Source organism: Flammeovirga sp. OC4 (assembly GCF_000812565.1).
Classification (GTDB): domain Bacteria; phylum Bacteroidota; class Bacteroidia; order Cytophagales; family Flammeovirgaceae; genus Flammeovirga.
Genome location: NZ_JTAM01000006.1, coordinates 121,475 through 139,830, shown reverse-complemented (window position 1 = coordinate 139,830; position 18,356 = coordinate 121,475). Strand labels below are relative to the sequence as shown.

The 18,356-nt window shown below is 34.9% G+C and carries 13 protein-coding genes; 9 read left to right on the top strand and 4 right to left on the bottom strand.

All coding sequences use genetic code 11. The annotated features are described in order from the left end of the window. Positions 1-76 precede the first annotated feature (76 nt). Complete coding sequence (locus PL77_RS06935) at positions 77-2,047, top strand: OmpA family protein (protein WP_052444232.1); 1,971 nt, start codon at positions 77-79, stop codon at positions 2,045-2,047. An 89-nt stretch (positions 2,048-2,136) separates the two neighbouring features. On the opposite strand, the gene PL77_RS06930 is transcribed toward PL77_RS06935, so the two are convergent. Both PL77_RS06930 and PL77_RS06925 read right to left on the bottom strand, forming a co-directional pair. Continuing rightward, positions 2,137-4,062, bottom strand: coding sequence for a DUF3857 domain-containing protein (locus PL77_RS06930; protein ID WP_082026431.1), 1,926 nt, complete (start codon positions 4,060-4,062; stop codon positions 2,137-2,139). A gap of 4 nt (positions 4,063-4,066) precedes the next feature. After that, on the bottom strand, positions 4,067-6,070 hold the full coding sequence (locus PL77_RS06925) for a DUF3857 domain-containing protein (RefSeq protein ID WP_082026430.1): 2,004 nt from the start codon (positions 6,068-6,070) through the stop codon (positions 4,067-4,069). Positions 6,071-6,435: 365 nt separating this feature from the next. Here PL77_RS06925 and PL77_RS06920 point away from each other — a divergent pair, with 365 nt between their 5' ends. From PL77_RS06920 to PL77_RS06905, 4 genes are all read left to right on the top strand, one after another. After that, positions 6,436-6,798, top strand: a complete 363-nt coding sequence (locus PL77_RS06920; protein ID WP_044203167.1) for a CoA-binding protein — start codon at positions 6,436-6,438, stop codon at positions 6,796-6,798. Beyond that, positions 6,798-7,700, top strand: coding sequence for a histone deacetylase (locus tag PL77_RS06915; protein WP_044203165.1), 903 nt, complete (start codon positions 6,798-6,800; stop codon positions 7,698-7,700). The genes PL77_RS06920 and PL77_RS06915 overlap by 1 nt, the downstream gene beginning before the upstream one ends. Before the next feature lie 284 nt (positions 7,701-7,984). Beyond that, on the top strand, positions 7,985-9,679 hold the full coding sequence (locus tag PL77_RS06910; protein ID WP_044203164.1) for a Na/Pi cotransporter family protein: 1,695 nt from the start codon (positions 7,985-7,987) through the stop codon (positions 9,677-9,679). Between the two features lie 203 nt (positions 9,680-9,882). Further along, positions 9,883-10,842, top strand: a complete 960-nt coding sequence (locus PL77_RS06905) for an acetyl-CoA carboxylase carboxyltransferase subunit alpha (RefSeq protein WP_044203162.1) — start codon at positions 9,883-9,885, stop codon at positions 10,840-10,842. Between the two features lie 68 nt (positions 10,843-10,910). Here PL77_RS06905 and PL77_RS06900 read toward each other — a convergent pair whose 3' ends face one another. Together PL77_RS06900 and PL77_RS06895 are read right to left on the bottom strand one after the other, a co-directional pair. After that, complete coding sequence (locus PL77_RS06900; RefSeq protein WP_044203161.1) at positions 10,911-12,914, bottom strand: hypothetical protein; 2,004 nt, start codon at positions 12,912-12,914, stop codon at positions 10,911-10,913. Further along, positions 12,911-13,747, bottom strand: coding sequence for a hypothetical protein (locus PL77_RS06895; RefSeq protein WP_156152279.1), 837 nt, complete (start codon positions 13,745-13,747; stop codon positions 12,911-12,913). The genes PL77_RS06900 and PL77_RS06895 overlap by 4 nt, the downstream gene beginning before the upstream one ends. Positions 13,748-14,081: 334 nt before the next feature. Here PL77_RS06895 and PL77_RS06890 point away from each other — a divergent pair, with 334 nt between their 5' ends. The 4 genes from PL77_RS06890 (at position 14,082) to PL77_RS06875 (ending at position 18,295) form a co-directional block, all read left to right on the top strand. After that, a complete protein-coding gene (locus PL77_RS06890) occupies positions 14,082-15,356 on the top strand; it encodes a hypothetical protein (RefSeq protein ID WP_044203158.1) in 1,275 nt (424 codons plus the stop codon). A 3-nt stretch (positions 15,357-15,359) separates the two neighbouring features. Further along, a complete protein-coding gene (locus PL77_RS06885) occupies positions 15,360-16,493 on the top strand; it encodes a glycosyltransferase (protein WP_052444231.1) in 1,134 nt (377 codons plus the stop codon). Next, positions 16,484-17,089 (top strand): RNA polymerase sigma factor, encoded by a 606-nt coding sequence (locus tag PL77_RS06880; RefSeq protein WP_044203156.1) that lies wholly within the window; start codon positions 16,484-16,486, stop codon positions 17,087-17,089. Before PL77_RS06885 ends, PL77_RS06880 begins: the two co-directional genes overlap by 10 nt. 216 nt (positions 17,090-17,305) lie before the next feature. Further along, complete coding sequence (locus tag PL77_RS06875) at positions 17,306-18,295, top strand: aspartate-semialdehyde dehydrogenase (protein WP_044203155.1); 990 nt, start codon at positions 17,306-17,308, stop codon at positions 18,293-18,295. The last annotated feature ends 61 nt before the right edge of the window (positions 18,296-18,356 follow it).

Here is an 18,356-nt window from a genome sequence, read left to right as displayed (position 1 = left end):
GTAAACAAACTCCTAACTTCTATACAGTAGTCTTTTTTTACTAACCTCAGCAAACCATTGCACGCCCTAAATAAATATGAAGCGTCTCCTTATAGCAATATCAATCGCAAGCCTCTTCGGAAGCTGTTCCTCTCCACTTTCAGTAGCAGAAAAGCACTTTGACAATGGTGAATACCAGCCTGCTATACATAAATATGAAAACATTGTATCCTCAGACAAATACAAAAAGGAGAAACCTGAAGCTTATTTTAAAATAGCTGAAGCATACCGTCTGTCCAACCGCCTGATAGAAGCCTTACCTTATTACAAAAAGGCGAAAGACAGCGGATATGAAAATATGGACATGTACTACTATTATGCTTATGGTTTAGAACTGCAAGGGGATTATGAAAAGGCAAGGAAATTATTTTCCAGATATGCAAAAGAGGGAAGCGATCGTCAATTGATTCGTAGAGCGAAGGATGAAATCAAGCAGATTGATATGGTAGACAGCCTTTCTAAAGTCGTAGATCCATTTATTGAAGTCACAAAGTGTGATGCTATTAATACCGAGGCATCTGAATATTCTCCAATGTTCTTAAAAGGAGATATGATTTTTGCTTCTACAAGAGATAGTAAAAATGCAGTTTATCATGGTACTGGCGAAGGGTATTCTAGCCTATATCGTTACACTTTTGATAAGGCTGACAGCTGCAATGGTACCGTTACTTTCTTCGACAGCTTAATCAACAATCCTAATTTCCATGAAGCTTCCGCAACGTTCAACCGTGAAGGAAATTATATGATTTTTGCCAAAAGTAATAGTGGTCATCATAAGGAAAATTACAAAGAAGTAGACCTTTATGAATCAAGATTGGAAGGTGGGAAATGGACAGAACCAAAAATATTAAATATTAGTAGCCCTCAGTCTTGGGATGCAAGCCCCGCACTATCTACCAATGGAAAAACATTGTACTTCGCTTCCAATAGAAAAGGTGGATACGGCGGTATTGATATCTATAGGTCTCAGTTAAATACAAATGGTACTTGGGGTAAACCAAGAAACATGGGACCAAAAATCAACTCAAGAGGAAATGATATGTTCCCGTTTGTGGCCCCAACAGGTAAAATGTATTTTGCATCAGATGGACACCCCGGTTTAGGCGGGTTAGACCTTTTTGAAGCCACTCGTAAAAACAAAAAAATCAGAATCAGAAATATGGGTAAGCCTTTTAACTCTTCTGCTGATGATTTCGGTCTAGTTTTTATGGAAAAACGATTCGGGGCTTTCACTTCTAGCAGAACTGAAAGAGAAGGTGAATCAGCTACAGACCATATTTATTTCTTCTCAGATCAAACACCTATCTTAAAACCTGTAAAATATTTCTTAGCGGGTACTGCATTTTCGCTCAAAGACACTACACAAATTCTTTTGGCTGGGGTTGATGTGACGTTGTATACTCCTGAAATGGAACTGATTGAAAAAGTAGTTTCCAATAAAGAGGGGCGATACGAATTCAAGACGCAGTTAACAATGGGAGATGAGTATATTTTGATGGGGGATAAAGACAAATATTTCCAAGACTCAGTCTATTATACTACTGCTGATAAGGAAGTGGATCAAGAAGATATCAAAGACCTTCCAGAAAAAATAATCAGTTGGACTTTAGAATCTGAAGTTGAATTGACAAAAGATTTCTATGATGAATTAATCGAAGAAGGTGAGATCACATTGAACAACATCTTTTATGATTTCGATGATTACCGTATTCGACCTGATGCCGCTAGAGAACTAGATAAGTTAGTAACACTTTTAAAACAGCATACTAATATTATCATTGAATTGGGCTCTCACACTGATGATAGAGGTTCAGAAAAATACAATTTAAAGTTATCACAAAAAAGAGCTGAAGCAGCCGTTGAATATATTGTGAGTAGAGGAATTGATCCAGAACGATTGGAAGCAAAAGGTTATGGGGAACTTCTTCCTGTTGAATTCAATGCACAAACGGAGGAAGAACATCAATTAAACCGTCGTACCACAATTGCACTTTTAGATGAAATTTAAAAACCTGTAAGGGGTTATTTATAAAAGTAACGAGGTCATTTTGAACCAAATCAAAATGACCTCGTTTGTATTTTAATAGGAAGTTATCACTACAAATCATCTTCATCATCTTTATAATCTGGAGAATATTCCATCCAAGGCGCCATTGAATCATACGATCTCACCTTTTTCATAAAGCTGTAATAATCACCATATTTTTCCTTAGCATAAACTCCTCTCTTGATCGTCAACTTTCGAATAAGGCGAATACAATTCTCTCCGTTTTTAACTACTGATGTGGAGTAGTTGCCAAATTCAGACTCTAACGATTGAGCTGTAGGTAATGCTTTCTGTATCATCCCTTCTAAAAGATAAATATCTACAGTATCCACATCTGTATATGGGTAATCAATGACAAAATCAGTTTTTCGTGATCGATACCTTTTGGGTTGACTATAACTTCCTTTATAAGGAAATAGGTTAAAAGACATACCTCCATTGACGATCTTACTGTAATTTCGAACGTTGATAGTGTAGTCCATTGTAAATGTAGGATCTGGATAACTTTTATCGTTCTGTACTTCAATAGATTCCAACTCAGAAGCAGATAGTGCATATTTCTTCAAAAACTCCTTCTTTAGATCTTCTTCAGATTCTCTTTCTAAACGATTATATCCACCATATTGAAAACCCTTCGCTGTCAAGTGAGTTTGTATCCAAACGCTTTTATCTTGTTTTAGTTTAACAGTTGTTTTTCTCTCTTGAAGATTATCCTCTGCCGTATATTGTTTTGTATCCACTAACTTACTATTCCCTTCCTCAATAACAAGTGCTTTCCTATTTCCAGTGAATCTTCCAATATAACCAAAAGGACTCATTTGAGAAGTACATTCTAACCACACTGTATCTTGATCTACAATATTCGGAAGGCATAAAATAGCGTGATTAAATTGTGACCCCACCATTTCTTCATCAACAGTGGTGTACTTTCTTCCTCCTTTAATAATGATATATCGAGCATCTATACCTACGGCCTTCATCAAGTTGTAAGTATAATTCGATAACCCTTTACAATCACCATATCCTTTCTCATGTACTTCGCTTGCATTGAATGGTTTTAGACCTCCTATACCTAATTGTATACTTACATACCTCGTTTTACTTTGCATGTACTCATAGATTATCTGAGCTTTTTCTAAATCATTCGCTGCATCTTTCGTCATTTCTTGCACTTCAGCAATCACTTCAGGAGAAAGATCCCTCGTTCCTTTATTTAGTCCTACAATGTAATCTCCAAAGTTGGACCACGTTTCTAAGCTACCTTTTGTTCCCTCATAGATAAAGCTGTAAGGTTGAACGGATACATTAGGAAAAATAGAGGTAAAAGGAAGACTTTTATATTCCTTCTTTTTAGGAGAATAATCTTTTAAACTCCATTGGTAAACCTCCTTATCTCCAACCACTTTTTTAGTTTTAGGAGTTGTATTATGTTCTCGGATTCTCAGCTTCATTCCTTTTGGAAAACTGACAGTAAACTCAGAAGAGAGGACTGCTTCTCTATAATATTGAACAGGATACCATTTCGGGTATACAAAACTTCCATCATAGTTCTTTGTATATTCATATTCTATCACTGCTGGATAACGTGCGATAACAGGTGAGATGACTTTCACTCTATTGTCCGTCACATACCCTGCATAGGGGCTAGTCGCATAATCCAAAATATCTGAATCCTTGAACTTTTTAGGTTTCTTATACCCAGGTTCCTTAATTGAGCCTTCCAGTTGAGTGATTTTTACACTGTTATCATAATAGATAGTCAATCGTGCTTTCTCCATACCTTCCCTATTGAGTACCAATAATTTCTGACGGCAATGAAAGGTAATTTCTTCTTCAGATTCAACGATCAGTTCTTCTTCAGATTCAAGCATTACAAAGTCTGCTCCTTTCAGTAACTTTTCATCGATATCTTCCTCTTGCCCGAAAACCATCGGAATGGAAAAAGAAAATAGAAAGACATAAATTAAAAACCTCATTTTCTTATTGGTTTTGAGTTAATACAATCGGTGAATCTTGGAAAGCTAAACTATCCTCAATAAATTTTTTCAAGTAAGGATATTCATCAGGTGTAAATACAAGTCGGTTTAGTTTGTAATCCACCATAATTGTGATAACTCCATTATTCTGAGAAATTAAATACCTTAAACTTCCACTCTTTTTATCAATCAAACCGATTGTTGTAGGTTTCGGCATTTCTTTTACACTAAAACCCTCAGGAATAGTAATTTGAACCATGAACTTTGCTTTTCTTGCATAAGGGAATTCAACGGGGTACCTCCTACTTTCCTGTTTGAAAGGGCTTTGAGATTTTGATAATAATCTTAATGGGTAGATAACATACCCATCTCCCAACTTTTGAAGTCCGTTTTCATACTCAAAATCATATCTTTCAGTTACATCTTTATTGATATTTTTCAAACCGGAATTGGAATAATTCTCAATCAACATCCCTGGATGAGCATCCTCTAATTTTGTCAGATATTCATCTTCGTCATCACTCGAATGGTATTTTTTTCGGAAACTTACGGCATCATAACCATGATGTACTCCCTTGTAACTTCCTTTTATACTCAAATCTGATTGAACAGATAACTTTAGTGTTTCTGTCCACTCTTTTTTAGTAGTAGGCATAAGGGATACGAAAGTGCCATTCACATGTTTATTGTCAGACATTATTACACCTTGATAGTTCAAGGCACGAGGAGGTAGTACATTGAACGGATAATTTTTTGCCGTAGCATCTAAAAAATATTCTTTTCCTCCATCCGAAACATAAGCAATAACATAACGAAGTTGAGTCAATGCAGGGTTTAACTGTACCACTTTACCACCTGATCTCACATTTCCCATCAATGGGGCAGCTGACACCCCCACTTCCCTTAATGCCGCTACCAACATTAAATTGATTTCAACCACATTTCCTTTTCTTTTTTGATACGCTTTCCTTGTTCCTCCTTCTCTCACATAATGACCATATTCCTCATCCCAAGTCATACGCTTTTGAATCAGCTTGTACACCAACTTTGCTCTCTCTAATGTATTATCCGTTTTCGCTTTGATGGCATTCAACTCCTCTTTCATAAAAGCAGTTTTTGTTAGTTGTTGACCACAATAACCACTATTCATAAGGTTCGTCAATACTGATTTCCAAGTTGTAGTATATTGATTCATTCCATTCCTTGTGGTTGACAGTTCCATTTCCAAACGTGCCACATACTCATGAGGAGATGTCATATAAGGTTCTTTTTCAAAAGCTGGAATATATTCATGACGCCAATGACGAGTATTCACTTGTTGTGAGATTGTCTCATCATAATCAGTGAAACGGTAAGATTGACTTGATATCGATGATTTCGTTTCATTAATTTTATAATACCTTGAATTCTTTACTTCGTAAGTAAGGTACTCTGGAACGGCAAAACTAAAATCAGTTACGAGGGTTGGAATTTTTCTTTGAGCAATCCAATCATCAGGAGCATAGATAAAATCAGAATACTTCACATAAGAGTATTCAATCACTGAACCTACTTTTACATTTGTAAATGAAATTTTCTTTGCCTTTTTATTTTCTGTATAATCTTCCTTAAAAATATTGTCGTTGTCTAACTTTTCTCTCACCACTTCTCCATCTACCATATTATACACATAGCCCTTGATCGAAGATATTGACTCTTTTGAGTTTCCTTTTTCATAATATCGAAGTACAACGTCTGCATAGTCCAATCCTTCTGTTTTAAGAATTTTAATTCTTACATGTCGTAATAATACAGTTCTAAAAAAGGTTCTACCACCTGTAAATGATAAATGTCCAAAGTCTCCTATTACAAAAGCAACCGCTGAAGTATCTTTTTCATAAGTTGTCAAGGCCACCATTTCACGGTCTACCTTTCCCATTTTCATTTTTTGAGGCGGTGTTTGAGCATAAGTGGACAACCCTACTATTAGTAAAAAAGGAATTAATAATGCTTTAAGTTTTGTCATCATAAGATATAGTTTGAAAAAAGTGCGTCTCACATAGTTTGTTTTACACCAATAATTACAATTCAATCATAAGAACGAATAAGCAACGTTAATTATTAATTTGAAAATTGAGTATTGTTTTTACCAATTACAATAAATAGTTCTTCTCTTTCAGAGTCAATGAAAAGAATCACTCTATAATTATTTACTACATGGTATTAAAGTGAATATTTAAGACACAGTTTGCTTAATAATTTACGATGGCAAAGTTCACTAAAACCACGGAATAATCAAACAGTTACCACCTACTTCTTGTTATATTCTAAGATTTAAAACGAAAGAAATGCCTATTTTTGTGGCATTATTTGAATATAACATTCCAATACTTTATGAAAAAAACAGTCATTATAGGTGCCACTCCCAATCCTTCAAGGTACGCATTCTTTGCTGCAGAAAGACTTACTCAAAAAGGTCATCCCATCGTTCCTTTAGGAATTAAAAAAGGAAAAGTAGGTGATGGTATTGATATCATTAATGATAAACCTGCAATTGATGATGTTGACACTGTTACGATGTATGTCGGACCTCAAAGACAAGAAGAGTGGATTGACTACATCATTTCTTTAAAACCTAAAAGAATTATTTTCAACCCAGGAACTGAAAACCCTGTTTTTTACAAAAAAGCTGCTGAAGCCGGAATCTTCACCGAAGAAGCTTGTACTCTAGTCATGTTATCCTCACAAACTTACTAATGCTAAAAGTCGCTTATCATCCAAGATACGGACACCCTGTAGAAGAAGGGCATCGCTTTCCAATGGATAAATACCCTTTATTGATGGAACAACTTCTGTTTGAGGGAACTATTACAGAAGAAAACCTTTTTGTTCCTAACCCAGTGAAAGAAGAAGATATTCTCACTACTCACACTTTGGAATATTGGCAAAAATTAAAGCACCAAACACTGACCTATCATGAGGCACGCAAAATAGGCCTCCCAATGTCAGATGACCTTATTTTAAGAGAACTCATTATTACACAAGGAACCATTGACTGTGTGGAGTATGCTTTAAAATATGGAGTGGCGATGAATATTGCCGGTGGTACACATCATGCATATTCAGAACATGGTGAAGGGTTCTGTATACTCAATGATTTTGGAGTAGCAGCTAATTATCTTATTCGAAAAAAAGGATATAAGAGAATTTTGATTTTGGATTTAGATGTTCATCAAGGCAATGGTACCGCAGAAATTTTCCAAAACACTCCAGAAGTTTTCACTTTCAGCATGCACGGTGCCAATAACTATCCAATGAAAAAAGAAGTTTCTGATTTGGATATTCCTTTAGAAGATGAAATGGATGATGCCACCTATCTTTCTATTTTAAAGCCTCAACTTGATGAGCTTTTTGAAACACTACAACCCCAATTCGTATTTTACCTTTCTGGAGTTGATATTTTGAACACTGACAAACTAGGAAAACTAGGCATGACCATTCAAGGTTGTAAAACTAGAGATGAAATGGTCTATCATAAATGCCATGAAAATGGTATACCAGTGGTTACAAGTATGGGCGGCGGCTATTCAAAAAAGTTGAGCACAATCATCGAAGCGCATGCAAATACCTTCCGAGTTGCTAATAATATTTATTTCTAGCCCAACAATTAGGAGTAATATTATGATTATTAAAAGTAAAGTAAGAATATTGCACCGAAAAAGAGATCAATACTTTCACTAGTTGAAAATAACAATCTTGCTTTCGATAATTTTTAATAAACTTCTAAAATAAGAATACTCATTTTTTATTATAATCTGGTTAGATTAACAAATTATTAATTTAAGTAGATGTTATCAAAGAATAATAAGGAATTGAGTTACTTTGCGATCTCTAATCCCTGCTTTTTTATCAGGGTTTTGATTTTGTTGTATTTACATTAGATATGGAATTTGGAATTTTTGAGTTTCTAAAGCTTGTAGGAGCACTCGGCTTATTCATCTACGGGATGAAAGTGATGAGTGAAGGTATCCAAAACGTTGCGGGAGATAAGATGAGAAATATTCTTTCGGCGATGACCTCCAATAAATTTGCGGGTGTTTTTACAGGATTCTTAATTACTACTATCATTCAATCCTCTTCGGCAACTACAGTAATGGTAGTTAGTTTCGTAAATGCAGGATTACTTTCCCTCACTCAGTCTATTGGCGTAATTATGGGAGCCAACGTAGGTACTACTGTTACCGCTTGGATCATCTCAATATTAGGCTTCAAAGTGAAAATGTCAAAGCTAGCATTGCCTATCATTGCTATTGCATTCCCGATGATGTTTTCTGGTTCTAAAAGAACAAAAGACTGGGGTAATACTTTAATTGGATTTGCAGTATTATTTATTGGTTTACAGATGCTTAAAGAAGCTGTACCATCATTTAGTGCAGAGCAATTATCGTTCTTAGAGACTTTCCAAAACTTAGGAATATTTGCACCTGCAGCATTTGTTATCATTGGTACTTTAATTACAATCGTAGTACAATCATCAAGTGCCGCCATGGCGTTAACGCTTGTACTTTGTAATCAAGGTGTTATTCCATTTGAAATTGCAGCTGCGATGGTGTTAGGAGAAAACATCGGTACTACAATCACTGCTAACCTTGCTGCAGTTGTTGGTAATACAAATGCTAAAAGATCAGCTCGTGCTCACCTTATTTTCAATGTTACAGGTGTAATTTGGATGCTTTTAGTTTACCCATTATTCCTTAAAGGAGTTATTTTCTTTATGAATGGCTACACGGAATTTGGAGACCCTACTACAGATCCAACAGCAGTTCCTATTGCATTATCGATCTTCCATACATCATTTAATATCCTCAACACTTCAATCATGATATTCTTTGTTAATGCAATTAAGAATGTTGTAGTGAAAATGGTACCAGAAACAGAAGATCAAGACGAATACAGCCTTGAGTTTATTTCTGATGGCAGACCAATTGCCAATGAAGCGGGTGTTGAGCAAGCTAGAAACGAAATCAAACGTTTTGCTCAAATCATCTCTAAACAGACAACAACTGCCAAAAACTTATTCAGTTCTGGCAAAGAAAATAAAAAAGAAAGAAAGGGTTATATCTCAAAACTTCGTAAAGTTGAAGAGAATTCAGATAGAATGGAACAAGAGGTTTCAGACTTCTTATCTAAAATCTCAAGAGATCAACTACTTTCATCTTCTCAAATTGATGAAGTAAAAAGCTTAATGCGTGCCGCTCATGAAATTGAGAGAATTGGCGATATCTTCAAAGGCATGACCTTTACAATTGAGAAAAGATACGAAGAGAAAATTTGGTTAACTACTGACCAACAAACAGACTTAACTGAGTTTTTAAATGTAGTTGATAATGCTTTCGGAATCATGTTATCCAATATCGAAGCGGATAAAGTGAATTTAGAAGCTGCACAAAGTGCGGAAAAAGCTGTCAATCAGAAAAGAAAAGAACTACGTAGAAAACACCTTAATCGCTCAGAAATTAATGCTGAAGGCGTTTCTACAGGTGAGATTTTAGCTTATAATGACCTTCTTGCTTCTATGGAAAGAATCGGGGATCACATCCTTAATATTTCTGAAGCTTTTGCAGGAGAAGTAGAATAAAAAAAATTATAACTCACTCAGATTAAGCCTCTTCCAAGAAAGGAAGAGGCTTTTTTTATATCATTTAACGGTTTTCTTGTTCCAATAAAGTTTTTATTGCGTATGTTTGCTTTCTGAATAGTATTATTTTAGAATTCAATCTTTTAATAAATCATTCCTTGAGTGATTTTTAAAGAATATTAAACATCATATTTTTCGCAGCAATGGATCAGAATACACTGCTAGATTTCGAAAAGCCTATCGCTGAGCTTGAGGCGAAACTTGAAGACATGAGAGATCTTGCATCTAAAAATAATGTAGATGTAAGTACAGCTATAGAAGAGCTTGAACATAAAATCGTAGAGCTTAAAAAAAGTACTTTTGAAAACCTAACTCGTTGGCAAAGAGTACAACTTTCTCGTCATGCTGACAGACCCTACACGCTAGACTATATCTATCAAATTACAGATGACTTTGTGGAACTTCATGGTGATAGAGCCTTTGGAGATGATAAAGCAATGGTAGGTGGTTTTGGTACTATCGACGGAAAAACTTTTATGTTGATCGGTCAGCAAAAAGGTAGAAATACAAAACAACGCCAAATGAGAAACTTTGGTATGGCTAATCCTGAAGGTTACAGAAAAGCACTTCGCTTGATGAAACTTGCAGAGAAATTTAAAAAGCCCGTTGTTACTTTTATTGATACTCCGGGTGCATTCCCTGGTCTTGAAGCAGAAGAAAGAGGTCAAGCAGAAGCAATTGCAAGAAACTTAAAGGAAATGTTCAAATTGACCGTTCCTGTAATCTGTATTGTAATTGGTGAAGGTGCTTCTGGTGGTGCTTTAGGTATTGCTATCGGTGATTCAGTAATGATGCTTGAAAACACTTGGTACTCTGTAATTTCTCCAGAATCTTGTTCTTCAATTCTTTGGAGAAGCTGGGATTACAAAGAGCAAGCAGCTGAAGCTTTAAAACTAACAGCAAAAGATATGGAATCTTTCGGATTAATCGACAAGATTATTCCTGAACCTCTTGGTGGTGCACACACAAATCCTCAAGAAATGTTCAAAATCATGAAAGATACTATTTTAGCAGAAACTGCTGAATTAGAAAAATTAGACACACTAACACTTAAGAATAACAGAATTGAGAAATTCTCTACAATGGGTGTTTTCCAAGAATAATCTTTTCTGATTATTTGAATAAATAAAAGCGATTTTAGGATTGACCTAAAATCGCTTTTTTATTGTCTTTACAAATTTACTTTCAGTTGGAAAGCCAAGTCATGCCTAGCATTTCCTTCTATTTCATCCCAACCACTTCCTATTACTTCTCGATCATGATAAAAAGTATAGGACCATCGGGCAATCACACGAAGCTTTTTAGAAAGTCTGTATTTTAAGAGTAAATAATTTTTCCATCCCTTACCATAGTAGGGTGGATATGAAAATACATACTGTAGATTTTTTTCATAACTATATAGCCTTGAATTATAGTCATCCGTAGAGAAATAAGCAATACGAGTATCTAATTTAAGGTTATCAAAAAGTTGTGCACTCAAATCCTGGGCAAGTAAATATCCAAAACTTTTCTCTTCTCCCTGATAAAAATGAAATTGTACTTGAGGTTTCAAGGTAATGTGATGATCTTCAATAATTGCCCCGAGGCTTAGCTTTTGACTAATTTCCTTGATGAGAACTGATTTAAAATAGTCTTCTTTTGTAATGTATTTACCTCTTTCAAATGTTGAAAAATTAAGGAATAGAGACGTATTATTTTTCAATTTCAATTTACTTCTCCCTCTAAATTCAACCCCTTCAATACCCACATCATTTCTATAAGTAGAAAAAGGAAAAGAATATAAATCAATGTATCCTTCAAGTAAGAACTTTTTGCCTTTCTTCCATTTAAAACCAACATAAAAACCTTCTTCATTTGTAGTATTTGTACTTTCTGAAAGTGCATTACCAAAGAGTGAAACATAATTGTGAGCATAATCACGAAATGAAAAAACAAGATCGAACCCCTTCTTTAAACTAACATAGGTAGAAAACAAATAGGCCATTCCTCCAAAATTGGATCTAGCGACTTCAGAAAAGAAAGATAAATTTCTCCAATAATAATTCAGGTCCACACTAAAATTTGTAGCATACCTCCCTTCAAAAACAGAAAGGGAATCTTTTCTCACACCTGGGTCAATATAGTTGGAGTACTGGCTCGTAATAAAATTACACCCAATATTTAATGCATTAAAGCTACTCTCAAGTCTACTCCCAACACTTACTAATGTAATCTGACTTCTCTTTTCAATCTCTTTTGTTGTTCTATGCAAACCATTATTGATTACCCTTGTAGTATCAGAGGCATAAGCATCAATATTTTTATAACTTCCCATCAATGTTAATTTCACATTACTTATAGGTTTTACGGTAACCAATCCTCCTCTGAAAAAACCGCTTTCTGTTACTGAAGTGTAAGGCCTTCCCTCTGAAACTGCTCGGGTAATATTTAAAATAGGATCTCCTCCTTTTCCCAAAAAGTAACCTCCTCCAAATACTAAACCTTGTCCACCGATCATCTGAAAATCGCCTACAAGTAATTGCTGAAGAAAACCATCATTATGGATACTCAAATGAGCTGAAGTAAAATCAAATCCAAAATGTCTTTTTGAAGGGTTCCAATCCCACACCTCCCCTTTGTCTTGTTGTAAGGTTAGACCGAAACTATAATTATTCCGTTTCGACCAAAGTAGTTTTTGTTGAAAATAAGCGGGAGCTCCCAAATAGTGATCTTGAAGAAATCCTTTAGAAATCGGAGTAGAGAAACCAAAATTACTTAATGAATAATGTAAATCAGGGGCTTTCAATTGCTCTTTTCTACTTAATCCTTCCTCATTGAAATTGGAAACATAAGTACAGGCTTTCACTCTCCGAGTCAATGATTCATTCCACCCTTCTATTCTATTTAACTCATTTGTACTTACAAAAGCACCATACAACTTTTTATATTTTTGAAAAGACTGTACTTCATCATAAGTCAAACCAAATAGTGTCTGTAATTCCCAAGCCTTGAGCTTATTCAAGTTTTTAGGATTTCTATGAAACGACAACCAATAATCCACTTCCTTAGGAGTTAATATCTCCATTTTATCTTTCTGAAAGATACTTTGTAACCATAGCATTTCTTCATCATTTGATTGAGCACTAACAACAAAGACTTTTAATGTTAGAAGTACAATAACAATACTTTTTTTCATGACTTAGAAATTACATAAGATAAAGAAAAAGCATGTGTCCAACCTAGCACCTGATGCACTTGAAATGCATAATCAAAGATCCAGTGTTTATAATTCAGCTGAGAACCTGCTCCAATTCTGACAGATGGAAAAGTAATTCCACTGTATATTTTAAAAAGGTCTGTCAACTGATAGGAAATTGTACTTCTAGAGGTTAAAAGCTGATCCATTTCCTTTTCTATTTGGGTACTCAGATGAATCGATTGATCCATTTTATAGGCGATACCAAATCTGTACACAGAAGAGATTGGTATCTGTAATTCATCAACAGCATAGCTCTCATTTAATATATTGTGACCATGAAATGAGAGTATTATATATTCACTCAATATTGTATTAATCCCAAAGTTGAACGTCATAGCATTCAGTCTTCTAATAGTCTCACCTCCTACTTGATAAAAGTTCAGACTTCCTCCTAATCGAACAATTCCTATTTTTTTCCCAACACCCAAAACAATAGATTGCTCATTAAAATCAGCATCTCCAAATTTTTGAAATGAGGCGGATAAATGAAATTTCCTAGTAGGTAGAATGGAAGAAAAACCAAAAGTAGATAACGCTAAAGCATGATGTGGAAGTCTATGACTGACACCAACGGTGGTATTCTTTAGGGTTGAAATATTGGCAATAGCATTCACCGACGACCAAACATCATCTACAAATAGATTTGCATCTGTTCTACCCAAAGAAGACGCTCCAATTTTGTGTAATGAAGAAGTAGAATAGATCGATTGAGCCTGCATTATTCCTATTGATATACAATAGAGAATAACGATTTGAAGTACATGAATCATTATTTTTAATTAGTTATATAGTTAGCCTTTAAGCATGATACAGAAAAAAGAATCGTAAGCTTTCCTGAATCGTAAACATTCAAAAATTAATAGATCATCTTCTACTTTCATAATAATCAGTATAAAATTGTAAAGAATAGAGGAAAGAATTGTATTTTCATTGTTCAATGATGATATTAATATATTATCGATCGAGAGTGTATTAAAACAAGAGAAAATCAGATAATTGTATAATTATGAAAAGTGAATGAAGAGTACGTTACTAACCTTCTCTTTAACAATCACTATAGATCTTTTGTCATGGTACTTTGAGAGTTAGAAGAGAGAGAGTTTAATGAAAGAGATAAAACAACTTAAATTTATATTGCTGGGATTACTTTGGTTCTTGGTTTCACCTGCTTTTGCGAATTACATACTAGTGCCAATGGATCATTCCCAAACAAATCATTTGAAAGCGTATGGAGTTACCTATTGGGTACTTCAGAAAGATGTTGAAGCAGAATGGCTACTCAATTTCAGAGGTGGAAGTTTCTTATTCAAATATGCTCAGGATTTTGAAAATGAAATGATTGTCAGAGGGGTAAGTTATGAAGTTATCTCAGATGCTCAAGTAGTGGGGATCAAAAGAGAAATAGAACACCCTGAATCTAATATGGACATCATGCGTTTGGATGTTCCTCCTAAAATTGCTGTTTATTCGCCTCCTTCTAAAATGCCATGGGATGATGCGGTAACACTCGTTTTAACCTATGCAGAAATACCTTATGACGTGATTTTTGACGATGAAGTAATTGCCGATTTGTTACCAAAATATGATTGGTTACACCTTCATCACGAAGACTTTACCGGACAATATGGTAAGTTTTTTAGAGCGTATGGCCGACAAAAATGGTACATTGATAATCAAAAGAAGTTTGAAGCATCCGCTCATAAACATGGTTTTGATAAGGTTTCGCAATTGAAGTTGGGTGTTGCTAAAAAAATCAGAGACTTCTGTGCAGGTGGAGGTTTCCTCTTTGCTATGTGTTCTGCTACAGATACGTATGATATTGCATTATCTGCCGAAGGAGTAGATATCTGCGACTTTATGTATGATGGGGACCCAGCGGACCCCAATGCTCAGTCAAAATTAGATTACGACAAAACCTTTGCTTTTAAGAATTTCAAGCTGTACATGGATCCTTATAAATATGAATATTCTGACATCGACAATCAGTATTATGAAAGAGGATTAACAGAAAGTAATGACTTTTTTAAGTTGTTTGCTTTTTCTGCTAAATGGGATCCTATTCCAACTATGCTTACTCAAAACCACGAACAAAACATTAAAGGTTTTATGGGTCAAACAACTGCGTTTAAAAAGCACCTTGTAAAGTCTGATGTTATTGTATTGGGAGAAACAAGTGAAGCAAATGAAGTAAGATATATTCATGGTACTTATGGAAAAGGAACTTGGACTTTTTATGGTGGTCACGATCCTGAAGATTATCAACATTTAGTGGGTGAAGAACCTACTGACCTTAACCTTCATCCTAATTCACCAGGATATAGACTTATTTTAAATAATATCCTTTTCCCTGCAGCGAAGAAGAAAAAGCAAAAAACATAGGCCATGCATGCATTTTCTTCTTCTGAAGAGCTTCAAACATTCACCACTCTTATTTACTTCATTTTACTGCTTCCTCAGTTTATATTTTGGGGAGGGATAGCTCCATACAACCTTTGGAAAAATAGAAAACAAGAAAAAGGTGCCACACCTCCTGTTAGTATTATTATAGCGGCTAAAAATGAAGCAGGTAATCTTTCAAAACTTTTAAGCTCTCTTGTCGGCCAGAATTATTCATCCTTTGAAATCATTGTTATTAATGATCGGTCGACTGATAATACGGCTAAAATAGTTGATCAATTCATCCAGAAATATAACTTTATTCGAAAGGTAGAAATCAAAGAAACCGACACCAATTGGAGTCCTAAGAAATATGCCTTAACCCAAGGTATTACAGTAGCAAAATATCAAAATTTCCTCTTTATAGATGGTGACTGCTGGGTAGAAAATGATAAATGGATAGCCACAATGGCCCCCTATTTCCAGCAGTATGATATACTTATTGGTGTTGGATTATATAAAAAAATAGAAGGGAACTGGGTTGCTAACATGACACAGTTTGAGACGCTTTCCACCGCTATTCAATACAGTTCTTTTAGTAATATTGGAATAAACTATATGGCCGTAGGAAGAAATTTTGGATACACGAAAAATATTTTTGATAATGCTAACGGTTTTCAAAAACACAAAAGTGTTTTAAGTGGTGATGATGACTTATTTGTTAACCAAATGTCGAGTAAAAAAAATACCGTCACAATCATCGATAGTAATGCACTCACTTATAGTTTACCCGAAAAAGAATGGAAAACATGGTTTCGACAAAAAATTAGACATGTCAGTGCAAGTTATCATTATAAATTTTCAAATAAATTAATTTTAGGTACACTAAGTACTTCGCACATATCAGTATATTTTATATATTTACTAATGATACCGCTTGAAATGGCAAATTTATTGCAACTCTCAGTACTACTCTTGATTCGGACATTATTGATAATGGTATGTTTTAAGAAGTTTACCAAAATGGTAGGTGAGCAAATCAAGTGGTGGCATATACCAATTTTGGACCTAATGCTAATTGCATATCAAATATTAATAGGAGTATCCTCTGTGATCTCGAAGCGAAAAACATGGATTTAGACAGACAGTTTTCCCAAAAGGCGCTTGAAGATTTTGAATTAATAGACGAAGCGATTGAAGGTAATGAGCAGGCTTACGCACAGCTGATGGGCCGTTACCGTAAATCGGTATATCATACGATATTAAAAATGGTTAGAAATGTAGATGATGCAGAAGATCTAACCATTGAAGCTTTCGCTAAAGCATTTAAGAATCTCTCCAAGTTTAAGAAAGACTACACATTCAGTACGTGGTTATTTAGAATCGCGTCCAATAATGCAATTGATTTTATTCGTAAAAAGAAATTAGAAACTTATTCTATCGATGCTGAAGTCACCAATAAAGATGGTGATACTATGAGTATGAATATTCAAGATTCAGGGCTTACTCCACAGGAAGAAGCTATTAAAGCTCAAAAGATACAGATCGTTAGAGAGTTCGTAAGTCTACTTCCTCCAAAATATCAAAGGCTTGTAAAATTGAGATATTTTGATGAGAAATCTTACGATGAAATTGCTGCTGAACTTGAAGCTCCTTTAGGTACCATCAAGGCACAGCTGCACAGAGCAAGAGAATTACTATATGATTTAGCCAAAAATAGTAAGAACATTCTTTAGGAAAGAACGCCTTGTAAATGCAGCATCAGTACTTATGAAAATACTGATGCTGTTTTTTTTATAACACTATGTGTTATTATTGTATAAAACAGTTTTATAAATAACAATTTAAAAATTGTTTTTCTACATTTACACCGTAATCTATCTAGAAGGCCAAAATATTAATTTTCAACGGCCTTAGCGGTTATTTTCAAACAAACCAACTATCAAAATATTATGAAATTAGCAGTTGTAGGCGCCACTGGATTGGTTGGCGAGCAAATTCTAAATGTCATCGAAGAAAGAGGTTTCAAATTCGATGAATTATTACTCGTTGCATCAGCTAGATCGGCTGGTAAAGTAGTTACTTACCAAGGTAAAGAGTATACAGTTATTACTGCAGAGGAAGCGATTGCTCAACAGCCTGACATTGCTATCTTCTCAGCAGGAGGTGCATCTTCGTTAGAGTACGCTCCTAAATTTGCTGAAGCAGGAAGTACAGTAATTGACAACTCTTCTGCATGGAGAATGGACCCATCAAAGAAGTTGATTGTTCCTGAGGTAAACGCTAAATCTTTAACAAAAGAAGATAAAATCATTGCAAACCCTAACTGTTCTACAATTCAAATGATTGTAGCTATCGGTCCTTTGCATGAAAAATATAAAATCAAAAGAGTTGTTGTATCTACTTACCAGTCAGTAACTGGTTCTGGTAAAGCAGCAGTTGATCAATTATTCGACGAAAGAGCTGGTAAAGAGGCTAACATGGTTTACCCTCATCAAATCGACTTGAACGTTCTTCCTCACATTGACGTATTCCAAGACAATGGATATACTAAAGAGGAAATGAAGATGATCAACGAAACAAAGAAAATCTTAGAAGATGATTCTGTAAAGGTTACTGCTACTACAGTTCGTATCCCTACTGTAGGTGGTCACTCTGAATCAGTAAACATTGAATTTGAAAACGAGTTTGATGAAGCTGAATTACGTCAGATCTTAGCAGAAGCTCCTGGTATCATCATCCAAGACGATCCTGCCAACAACGTATATCCTATGCCGTTGACATCTCACAATAGAGATGAAACATTTGTAGGTCGTATCCGTCGTGATGAAACACAAGAGAAAACAGTAAACATGTGGATCGTTGCTGATAACCTTCGTAAAGGTGCTGCGACAAACACTGTTCAAATTGCTGAATATTTAGTGGAAGCAGGATTAGTATAGTTTTAAATCAGATTATATTTATATCCAAAACTGAGGTAATTCATTTTGCCTCAGTTTTTTT

Excerpts from the sequence above, each read along its gene's own strand:
- PL77_RS06935 (WP_052444232.1), top strand. The coding sequence starts at position 77 with ATGAAGCGTCTCCTTATAGCAATATCAATCGCAAGCCTCTTCGGAAGC.
- PL77_RS06930 (WP_082026431.1), bottom strand. The coding sequence starts at position 4,062 with ATGAGGTTTTTAATTTATGTCTTTCTATTTTCTTTTTCCATTCCGATG.
- PL77_RS06925 (WP_082026430.1), bottom strand. The coding sequence starts at position 6,070 with ATGATGACAAAACTTAAAGCATTATTAATTCCTTTTTTACTAATAGTA.
- PL77_RS06920 (WP_044203167.1), top strand. The coding sequence starts at position 6,436 with ATGAAAAAAACAGTCATTATAGGTGCCACTCCCAATCCTTCAAGGTAC.
- PL77_RS06915 (WP_044203165.1), top strand. The coding sequence starts at position 6,798 with ATGCTAAAAGTCGCTTATCATCCAAGATACGGACACCCTGTAGAAGAA.
- PL77_RS06910 (WP_044203164.1), top strand. The coding sequence starts at position 7,985 with ATGGAATTTGGAATTTTTGAGTTTCTAAAGCTTGTAGGAGCACTCGGC.
- PL77_RS06905 (WP_044203162.1), top strand. The coding sequence starts at position 9,883 with ATGGATCAGAATACACTGCTAGATTTCGAAAAGCCTATCGCTGAGCTT.
- PL77_RS06900 (WP_044203161.1), bottom strand. The coding sequence starts at position 12,914 with ATGAAAAAAAGTATTGTTATTGTACTTCTAACATTAAAAGTCTTTGTT.
- PL77_RS06895 (WP_156152279.1), bottom strand. The coding sequence starts at position 13,747 with ATGATTCATGTACTTCAAATCGTTATTCTCTATTGTATATCAATAGGA.
- PL77_RS06890 (WP_044203158.1), top strand. The coding sequence starts at position 14,082 with ATGAAAGAGATAAAACAACTTAAATTTATATTGCTGGGATTACTTTGG.
- PL77_RS06885 (WP_052444231.1), top strand. The coding sequence starts at position 15,360 with ATGCATGCATTTTCTTCTTCTGAAGAGCTTCAAACATTCACCACTCTT.
- PL77_RS06880 (WP_044203156.1), top strand. The coding sequence starts at position 16,484 with ATGGATTTAGACAGACAGTTTTCCCAAAAGGCGCTTGAAGATTTTGAA.
- PL77_RS06875 (WP_044203155.1), top strand. The coding sequence starts at position 17,306 with ATGAAATTAGCAGTTGTAGGCGCCACTGGATTGGTTGGCGAGCAAATT.